General features: G+C 40.3%; 8 protein-coding genes. All 8 read left to right on the top strand.

The annotated features are described in order from the left end of the window. Positions 1–91 precede the first annotated feature (91 nt). The 8 genes from ACT8YW_RS19985 to ACT8YW_RS19950 all read left to right on the top strand — a co-directional run bounded on the left by ACT8YW_RS19985 (position 92) and on the right by ACT8YW_RS19950 (position 9833). Positions 92–2203, top strand: a complete 2112-nt coding sequence (locus ACT8YW_RS19985; protein ID WP_444106918.1) for a hypothetical protein — start codon at positions 92–94, stop codon at positions 2201–2203. 15 nt (positions 2204–2218) lie between these two features. Next, a complete protein-coding gene (locus ACT8YW_RS19980; protein WP_444106917.1) occupies positions 2219–5482 on the top strand; it encodes a DUF4450 domain-containing protein in 3264 nt (1087 codons plus the stop codon). Between the two features lie 35 nt (positions 5483–5517). Next, on the top strand, positions 5518–6927 hold the full coding sequence (locus ACT8YW_RS19975) for a glycoside hydrolase family 28 protein (protein WP_444106916.1): 1410 nt from the start codon (positions 5518–5520) through the stop codon (positions 6925–6927). A gap of 30 nt (positions 6928–6957) precedes the next feature. Then, positions 6958–7293: a hypothetical protein gene (locus tag ACT8YW_RS19970; protein WP_444106915.1), complete on the top strand. Its 336-nt coding sequence runs from the start codon at positions 6958–6960 to the stop codon at positions 7291–7293. A gap of 271 nt (positions 7294–7564) precedes the next feature. After that, positions 7565–8275 (top strand): hypothetical protein, encoded by a 711-nt coding sequence (locus ACT8YW_RS19965; RefSeq protein ID WP_444106914.1) that lies wholly within the window; start codon positions 7565–7567, stop codon positions 8273–8275. A gap of 43 nt (positions 8276–8318) precedes the next feature. Continuing rightward, a complete protein-coding gene (locus ACT8YW_RS19960) occupies positions 8319–8807 on the top strand; it encodes a DUF4251 domain-containing protein (protein WP_444106913.1) in 489 nt (162 codons plus the stop codon). Positions 8808–8847: 40 nt separating this feature from the next. After that, the gene (locus tag ACT8YW_RS19955; protein WP_444106912.1) at positions 8848–9663 is read left to right on the top strand and encodes a DUF4369 domain-containing protein; all 816 of its coding nucleotides are present in this window, start codon (positions 8848–8850) and stop codon (positions 9661–9663) included. A gap of 26 nt (positions 9664–9689) precedes the next feature. Further along, positions 9690–9833, top strand: a complete 144-nt coding sequence (locus ACT8YW_RS19950; protein ID WP_444106911.1) for a hypothetical protein — start codon at positions 9690–9692, stop codon at positions 9831–9833. Positions 9834–9863: the final 30 nt, after the last annotated feature.

Below are 9863 nucleotides of genomic sequence, written 5' to 3'. Positions count from 1 at the left end.
ATTAGGGTGGAGTGACGCGGGTTTTTGAATGAGAATCCGCGTCATTTGTTTCAAAAATAAATACTTTTGTAAATAACAATAATAAAGAATAATGAAAACATTCGCAGTATCTATTGCAGCACTTTTTATTTGGACAGCTTGCGGAGATGGAAATCAGCCGATAATTGATCGCGAGGCATTAGTAGAAAGGAATAGTCCTGTTGTGACGGCATTCGATTCATTGGCTTCACTTTCTGTAGGAAATGGAGAGTTTGCTTATACGGTAGACATAACCGGATTACAGACGTTTCCGGACAATTATAAAAAAGGAGTTCCATTGGGAACGCAGAGCCAGTGGGGCTGGCATAGCTTCGCCAATCCGGACCGGCTTACTTCGGAAGAAACTCTGAAAGAATACGATTTTGGCAGGGGAAAGAAAGAACTTTACGCTACTCAATTCAAAGAAGAAGGCAGACAACAGGATGCCGCTAATTGGTTTCGTGTCAATCCGCATCGTCTTCATTTAGGAATTGTTGGTTTTGACGTGGAGGAAGGTACGGATATTGAACAGGTAACTGATGTTCATCAGAAACTTTGCTTGTGGGATGGAAAGATCGAAAGTCGGTTTAAATTAAACGGTGAAGATTATCAAGTGGAGACAGCCTGCCATCCTTCTAATGATATGATTGCTGCAAATATTACCTCTAAGGCGCATACCGGGATTTGTTTTCGCTTTCCGTATCCTACGGGCGCTCATTGTGATGATGCATGTAATTGGGAAGCCGTTGATAAACATACAACGACTATTGTTACTCAAAATGAATCTTCCGCAGTTTTGAAACATACTTTAGATAGCACAGAGTATTTCGTAACTTTGTATTGGGAAGGGAAGGCTACTTTCAATGAGAAAGCAAAACATTATTTTGTCCTGACTCCGATGGACGATCATTTAGCTTTTACATGTGCTTTTACTAGTACAGCTCCTTCAACGCAGCCTGTTACTGTAGCACAAACTCAAGAAGAAGCAAAAAACTATTGGAATTCGTTTTGGAAGGAAGGCGCAGCTGTTGACTTTTCGGCATGTACGGACCCACGGGCAAAAGAACTGGAACGACGTGTGGTACTTAGCCAATATTTGCTTGCAATTCAGAGCGCAGGTACTACTCCTCCGCAAGAGACGGGGCTTACCTATAATTCGTGGTTTGGCAAATTCCATCTTGAAATGATCTGGTGGCACGAAGCTCAATTTGCTCTTTGGAATCGTAGCAACTTACTTGACCGTACATTAGGTTGGTATGAAAAGGTTGAACCGATAGCGCGTCAAATAGCCCAAAGACAAGGGTTTGATGGTGTTCGCTGGATGAAAATGACCGATCCTTCAGGAACGGAAGCCCCTTCCAAAGTAGGAAGTTTTCTGATTTGGCAACAACCTCATTTAATTTATTTGGCAGAATTACTTTATCGTGCTGATCCGACTAAAGAAGTATTGGAGAAATATAATCGTTTGGTACAGGAGACTGCAGAATTTATGTACTCTTTTGCTACATACGATGAACTGGAAGGACGTTACGTATTGAAAGGTGCCATTCCTGCACAAGAAACGTTGCGTGCTGCAGAAACAATTAATCCTCCTTTTGAACTTTCTTACTGGCATTTTGCCATGCAGACCGCTCAACAATGGCGTGAACGTATGGGACAGCAACGTAGTCTGGAATGGGATGAAATGATCGACAAACTTTCCCCTTTAGCATCTAATAATGAAGGACTTTATCTGGCTGCTGAAACAGCCATAGATACTTATAAAGATATTCGTTATACTTCCGACCACATGGCAGTATTAGGGGCAGTCGGTATTCTTCCGATGAATAAACTTATCCGGGAAGATTATATGAAAAATACATTGCACTGGATTTGGGATAACTGGAATTGGGGTAAAACCTGGGGATGGGATTATCCGATGACGGCTATGAATGCTGCCCGTTTGGGTGAACCGGAAAAGGCCGTCGGAGCTTTACTGATGGATAAACGCACAAACACATACTTGCCGAATGGTCATAATTATCAGGACGGTCGTTTACGTATTTATTTACCGGGTAATGGCGGCTTGCTGACTGCTATTGCGATGATGTGTGCCGGTTGGGACGGATGTACGGAGACTAATCCGGGATTTCCGAAAGATGGAACTTGGAATGTCCGTTGGGAAGGATTGAAGCCATTACCATAATCAAACACAAAAAATATGAGTTATTTTCATTTGAATTTTATTTTAAAAGGAAAGCTGACTGTTTGTTGCCTCTTGATGTTGTCGGTGATGCCATTAAATGCTCAAAGAGAGGCAAAGCAGATCGGTGACTTTAAAGAATCCATCTCCTTGAATGAACATCTGCGAGGTACAAAAAGGACGTTGCAATATCGTCCCGATGGTGATGAGTTTGTTTGTGTCAATGGTAAGAATCGGTATACCCGTGCTTTGTACGGTAGTCACAGTCCCTTCCGGGTAGAAACAAGTGACCGGCCGGTTTTTGCTTTTTATAATAACGGACGCGGAGGAAATATAAGTTTCAAAGTCATTCTTCGTGACGGAACAGAATTGGCGCTTGACTGCACCGGGCATTGTGAATCCCGTTATTCGGCTGGAAAACGTACCTATTATTTGACAGACCCGTCTTGGGGAAAAGGAGAACTGCGTATTTCTGTATTGGCATTAGCCGATATGGATGGAGCTATTTGGCGTTTTTCTCCTTCGAATATGCCTAAAGGAGCTATACTTCGTTGGCAACATGGGGGAGCTACCGGAAAACGTTTGAGTCGTAATGGAGATATGGGGGTAGACCCGGCTGATTGCTTCGAACTTCCTGCCGAAGCGACTGACCTTGTCACAGGTGAACTTTCTTTGCAGAAAGAAGTATACTTGGTACGTGGGGAGGTTTCCGAAGGCTATAATGTCCGTAAACTTTATCAACAAGCGGAGGCAGCCTCTTTGGTATTGGCTTCTCATTTGAAGATAGAAACGCCGGACCCTTATTTGAACACGTTGGGTGGTGCATTGGTCGCAGCTGCCGATGGAATTTGGGACGGACAGGTTTGGTTGCACGGTGCTATTGGCTGGCGTATGCCGTTAAGTGGGTGGAGAGCCGGATATACTGGTGATGCCTTAGGTTGGCATGACCGGGCACGAACTCATTTTGATGCTTATGCAGCCAGTCAGGTGACTGATGTCCCGAATACAATACCTCATCCGGCACAAGATTCTACAATGAATCTGGCGCGTTCGGAAAAACGTTGGGGAACTCCTCAATATAGTAATGGGTATATTTGCCGGAACCCTGGACGTAACAACCAGATGCACCACTATGACATGAATCTTTGTTACATGGATGAATTGTTATGGCACTTCAACTGGACGGGAGATACTGCGTATGTCCGCAAAATGTGGCCTGTGATTACCCGCCATCTAGCTTGGGAAAAATTAAATTATGATCCGGACAATGATGGTTTATATGATGCATACGCTTGTATTTGGGCAAGTGATGCGCTTTACTACAACAGTGGCGCAGTTACCCATTCGTCGGCTTATAACTACCGTGCCAATAAAATGGCAGCTTTTCTTGCTTCTTTGATAGGCGAAGATCCTTCACCTTATCAGAACGAAGCCGAGCAAATATTGAAAGCGATGAATAAGCGTCTTTGGATGCAGGGCAAAGGTTGTTGGGCGGAATATCAGGATTTTATGGGACATCACCGGCTTCACGAAAGTCCGGGATTATGGACTATATACCATGCACTCGATAGCGACGTTGCCGATCCTTTTCAAGCATATCAGGCTACACGGTATGTTGATACGGAAATACCACATATCCCCGTGTATGCCGATGGACTGGAAGAGGGGTATGCAACGATTGCCACTACCAATTGGTTACCTTATTCCTGGAGTATCAATAATGTGGCTTTCGCAGAGGTGATGCATACAGCTTTGGCCTATTTCCAGGCAGGACGTCCGGAGGAAGCATATCGATTGATGAAAAGTTCATTTCTGGATGGTATGTACTTAGGTAACAGTCCCGGAAATTTGGGGCAAGTCAGCTTTTATGATGCTGCCCGTGGAGAGTGTTATCGTGACTTTGGAGATCCGATAGGGGTAGCTTCCCGATTACTGGTACAAGGATTGTATGGCATTTTACCCGATGTATTGAACGGGAAGATGGTGATTCGTCCGGGATTTCCCGCAGGATGGTCAAAAGCTTCTATTTCTTTGCCTGACATAACCTATCACTTTGTCAGGGAGAAAGATACAGATATTTACCGGATAGAGCAACGTTTTAAGGCACCTTTGGCATTGACATTACAAGTGAATGTCGGAAGAGAAAGGATTCATTCTGTGAAAGTAAATGGGAAAGAAGTTGACTGGAGCTTTGCGGAAGCTGCTTCCGGTTATCCGGTGGTTGTTATTCCTGCTTCTTCTGCCAAAAAAGCAATTGTCGAAATTGTGTGGGAAGGAAACAGTCTGAATCCGGTTCTGCCTGAAATACAGGCGGAGGCTTTAGCGGAGATCCGTATTCCATCCATTTTAGGGGCGGTATTCGGTGAAATATATGATCCGCAGGGAGTGCTGATACAACCGAATGTTAGTGATACTTCTATAAGAAGTAAGGTCAATGATCATTTGGGGCATCATACATTCTTTGTTCGCATGAAACAAGGACAGATGGAATGGTGGCAGCCTGTAAACGTACAGATTACAAAATCGGAAAAATCACCGGTCATTCTTCCTTTCTCACAGGTAAATACGTCAGAGTGCCGGGTGATGAATATGGATTCTTTGTTCAATGCGAATGTGACTGATATTTTCCGGAATGAGTATCTGACACCCCGTTCGCCTTATACCACTTTACAACTTCCTGTTCAGGGCATTGGCGAGTGGTGCCATCCCAAATTAACTGCTGATATTGATGATACAGGTTTGCGTGCCTTGGTACGTGATGAGATGTTGACTACCAAACTGGGTGTGCCATTCCGAACATTGGCTCAAGGAAGCAATATTGCTTTTACTTCGTTGTGGGATAATTATCCGGACAGTTTGAGTATTCCGCTTTCCGGTCGGGCTTCCCATGCCTATTTGATGATGGCAGGCAGTACCAACCACATGCAGTGTCGCATTGCTAATGGTATCATTTGTGTATTCTATACGGATGGGACTTCTGATGTATTGGAATTAGTGAATCCGGATAACTGGTGTCCTATTGAGCAGGATTTCTATGTTGATGGTCAAGCATTCACCGTTGTTTCTCCCCGTCCTTATCGCATTCATTTTAAGACGGGTTTGGTTAGCAATGACTTGGGAAAGGACTTAGGTATAAAGGGTGTTTATGGACGTTCCATCGAGGGAGGAGCAGGTGTACTTTTGGACATGCCTCTGAATCCTTCCAAAGAGTTAAGTCATCTGACGTTGGAAACACTTTCAAACGATGTTGTTATCGGTCTGATGGGAGTTACATTGCAATAAAATAAAAATAACATATTAATAAAAGGATAAGAATTATGATGAGAAGAACTATTAATTTACTACTGATGTTGCTTTTTGTGGCAGAGGTAACATCTGCGAATACTGTTGATTTTGATAAAGCATTTAAAGAAAGCGCCCGTATCGAAAAACAGATTAAACGGACCTCTTTTCCGAAACGAACATTTCCTATAACTGATTTTGGAGCAAAAACGGATGATGAGGCTAATCCTTGCCATGAAGCCATTAATCAGGCTATTCTACAGTGCAGTCTGTCAGGAGGTGGCACAGTAATTGTTCCTAAAGGCACTTTTTATACCGGACCTATTACTCTAAAGAGCAATGTGAATTTCCATCTCGAAGAGGGAGCTGTTTTGAAATTCTCTACAGATCAAAGCCTTTATTTTCCTGCTGTTTTAACCCGTTGGGAAGGAATTGATTGCTATAATGCTCACCCTTTGATTTATGCTTATGGTGAAAGCAATATTGCCATAACCGGAAAAGGTATTATTGACGGACAAGGTAGCATGGAAACTTGGTGGCCGATGTGTGGAGCCGTAAAGTATGGTTGGAAAGAAGGCATGGTGGCTCAACGCAATGGAGGTCGTGAACGTCTGTTGATGTATGGTGAAACATCTACTCCTGTTTACAAGCGTCTGATGAAGCCGGAAGATGGCATGCGTCCGCAGCTATTGAACTTACATTCCTGTCACACAATCTTGATTGAAGGTGTTACTTTGTTAAACTCTCCATTCTGGGTGATTCATCCTCTTTTCTGCGAGAGCTTGATTGTTAGCGGAGTAACTGTTTTCAATCGTGGACCTAACGGAGACGGATGTGATCCTGAATCTTGTAAGAATGTGTTGATTGAGAATTGTACATTTGACACGGGTGATGATTGTATTGCCATTAAATCAGGACGTAATGAAGACGGACGTAAATGGAATATTCCCAGTGAGAACATTATCGTACGTGGTTGCATGATGAGAAATGGACATGGAGGAGTAGTGATCGGCAGTGAGATTTCCGGTGGTTATCGTAACTTGTTTGTAGAAGACTGCCGGATGGATAGCCCGAATCTGGATCGTGTCATTCGTATTAAGACGAGTACTTGCCGTGGAGGACTTATAGAAAATGTATTTGTTCGTAATGTAACGGTAGGACAATGTCGTGAAGCTGTGCTTCGCATCAATCTGCAATACGAGAACCGGGAGAAATGTAAGAGAGGGTTTGACCCGATTGTCCGTAATGTGCATTTGAAAAATGTGACTTGTGAGAAGAGTAAATTGGGTGTGCTTATTATAGGGCTGGAGGATGATAAACATGTATATAACATCAGTGTAGAGGATTCTCATTTTAATAATGTAGCCAAAGGAGCAAATGATATTAAAGGGGCGAAAGATGTAACTTTCAAGAACCTTTATATCAATGGTGAATTGGTGAAATAGGGTATAATTGTGATAGATAAAAATCCAGCTATGAATGAAGAAGAATGGAATACTGTCTATGACGTACAAATCTATGTTACATCTTTATCCGCAATAAGTGATTGTGATTGGAATAAATTAGAATTCTGGATAAATCTTCATCAGGATGGTTTTATCTATAAATTGAGGCATTATTATCCTATACTTTCTGAAGATGATATACATATCATTCTTTTGTTACGTATCGATTTTAGTAATGCGCAGATTTCAGAGTTATTCCATATTCTAGGAAGTTCTTTTCGAATACGCCGTAGTAGATTGAAAAAGAAAATGCATGTTTCTTGTGAATCTATTACTGATTTTATTAAATCATTGCGTTTGGAATGATCTTTCTTTAAAAAACATATTTAAATGCGTATACATTGGCTGTGTATACGCATTTGTATACGGTTGAAATTTGTATTCCAATTTATAAATGTCGTCCTTTGTTACAACAAGAACGATAAACTTTTCTTCGTACTAATATTATGGAAAAATACAGCTCCTTATCTTATGTGATATAGACAGAACTGGAAATGAGCCAAACGATTATCTACTAATAATTGGGCATCGCCTTGAAAAAGATATTCAATATTATTAATCTCTAAAAGTAGTTCTTATGAAAAAATTGAATTTAGGCTTTATTGTGGTTGGATTAGTTTTTCTAATTAGTATTTCTGTGTTTAGTTGTCAGGCGAATGATACTGATGATTACCCTCGACAGGCAGAAGATTTGACTGCTGCCGATCTCTTTATTACTTCGGAAGCACATCAGAATTTGGAAAAAGAAATCAGAAGGAGTTTGAGAAAAAAGCAAAATGCCATTTCCAAATTCTCGAGAGAAGAAATGGAACAGTATCAGCAACTTAGAAAAGATTTACTTAATATGGAAACTCGTGCAGAAGCGAAAATACAATGGAATAAATTGCTAGGATACGATTATTACGCCAGTTTAGATCGGATCTCCAATTTTGCTAGGAAAGTTTATGAAGGGACAGATTTCACCAGATTGGAATTAATGAGGGCTCGACAAAAGCGTAAAATGCGTCAAGTTGTTATCACTCGTGCTGAAAAAGATGAGGAGGCGATCCGGAATTGTATTGCAGCCTTTTCTGAAATAGCAGAGTGGAGAACAGAGGATTGTCTTAATGATTATGATATAAAAGTAATGGATATACCTTTTGTATCTTGGACTCAAGTTGCAATACTAGAAGAACAGTATAGAAAGGAATGTGATCAATGTACCCAAGAGGTTGATGATTATTTGCAAACCGGAATAAGCAATTGTGAGAGTAGCAATGGTACGTGTCCTATTACGGCATATCATTAAGTTTTTAAATTGTAATACATTCATGTTTAAGTTATAATTTAATATGAAAGCAAAAAAACAAATTTTTGTCCTATTTTTGACAATGCTGGTAGGAATCCCTATTCTTTTTGCCCAAAACAAAAAAGAACAAAAAAAGCAAAAGGTGGAAGTTGTCAGAAATATCATTGCATCAAAAAACTATAGGATCGACGTGGATACTTATATACATCCGGATAGAGATCCCATACTATTGGATGGGGCAGATAATTCGATTGAAATTAGAAATGATTCTGTCTTTTCTACTCTTCTTTATCTCGGCCAAGTTGATATACCATACGGTAGGAGAGGAGCTGAACTTTTCTTTCAAGCTCCTTTGAAAAAATATGCAATGGATATAGATAAAAAGAAAAATGCTCACATCAAGTTTTCAGTAGATGCAGCAATAGGTGATTGTAACTTTTATATTAAGGTGTATCCCAATGGAAGTGCGAGCATTTATGTTACCTTGCAGCAGGGGAAGAGTGTTAATTTTTTAGGAGAATTAAATATGTGAAGCGAAGAAGCGGAGTCTCTGTAGCACTTAAATTATTATCATGAGAAAATATCTATTCATATTAATGTTTGTATCTATAGCCCAACTATTTTACGGACAAGAGAAATACACGATTCAAGGTGAATTTCCAGATAATTCGCTAGACGGAAAATATATAATACTGACAGATAAGTCTTTTCTTCCTGATGAGTACAAACGTAAATGGAAAGCATCTGACGATGAAGTAAAGATATTGGTAACTGATAAAAAAATCTATTATAAAGGGGTAACTACACGAAAACCTTTTTTGGCGCAAATATATTACGATAGACCAACATTCAGTGGTCAGACAAGTGCGACTTCTTTTGTAATAGAACCTGGGAATATCCAGATCCATATAACCAATTGGTATGAGGAAGGAAATGTATCGGGTACTCCTATTAATAAAGACTATAATACTTGTGTCATTGAACGGAGAAATCTGGTAAATAGAATTTTTAGAACTATCCGTTTAAAGGGGCAGACTTCGGAAGCTGAAGGAGCTTATTCTTTTGGTTCAGCATTTGAGGATTTTGAAAAAGGTGAATTGGCTTTCTTTGAGAAATATGCCAAATATCCGGATGTTATCCGAGTAATGTTATCTCGTTATTTGGAAGTTAAGGACTTAAATAAAAGATTGGTGGATGCTAAATATTTACGTATTCTTGACTTAATGCCCAAAGCGGATCGGGATATTTTGATAGCGTGGCGAGAATATACAATGAAGAGAGAGGAGTATTGGGCAAAGAGAAGAGCGTTGACCGATAGTCTTAATCGTAATGCTCCTCGTTTTATTGAAAGACGGGTAAATAATATGCTTGATATAACTGTAAAATGATTTTATAGAATTAAAGTGTAATTAATATGAAAGAGAAACTGTTTTTTCTCATTATAATCGTATTTTCTGCTCAATTACTTTTGGGGCAAGAGAAATTTACGATTCGGGGTGAATTCCCTGATAATACTCTAGATGGTAAATATGTGTTATTAATGCGAATCAGCAGTTGACAATCTTCTACCTTTTCGCTTGTTAAAATG

Source organism: Bacteroides sp., assembly GCF_052357945.1.
Lineage (GTDB): Bacteria > Bacteroidota > Bacteroidia > Bacteroidales > Bacteroidaceae > Bacteroides.
Note: the sequence above shows the minus strand (reverse complement) of the source record. Positions and strands in the feature narration are given on the sequence as shown.

Excerpts from the sequence above, each read along its gene's own strand:
- ACT8YW_RS19985 (WP_444106918.1), top strand. The coding sequence starts at position 92 with ATGAAAACATTCGCAGTATCTATTGCAGCACTTTTTATTTGGACAGCT.
- ACT8YW_RS19980 (WP_444106917.1), top strand. The coding sequence starts at position 2,219 with ATGAGTTATTTTCATTTGAATTTTATTTTAAAAGGAAAGCTGACTGTT.
- ACT8YW_RS19975 (WP_444106916.1), top strand. The coding sequence starts at position 5,518 with ATGATGAGAAGAACTATTAATTTACTACTGATGTTGCTTTTTGTGGCA.
- ACT8YW_RS19970 (WP_444106915.1), top strand. The coding sequence starts at position 6,958 with ATGAATGAAGAAGAATGGAATACTGTCTATGACGTACAAATCTATGTT.
- ACT8YW_RS19965 (WP_444106914.1), top strand. The coding sequence starts at position 7,565 with ATGAAAAAATTGAATTTAGGCTTTATTGTGGTTGGATTAGTTTTTCTA.
- ACT8YW_RS19960 (WP_444106913.1), top strand. The coding sequence starts at position 8,319 with ATGAAAGCAAAAAAACAAATTTTTGTCCTATTTTTGACAATGCTGGTA.
- ACT8YW_RS19955 (WP_444106912.1), top strand. The coding sequence starts at position 8,848 with ATGAGAAAATATCTATTCATATTAATGTTTGTATCTATAGCCCAACTA.
- ACT8YW_RS19950 (WP_444106911.1), top strand. The coding sequence starts at position 9,690 with ATGAAAGAGAAACTGTTTTTTCTCATTATAATCGTATTTTCTGCTCAA.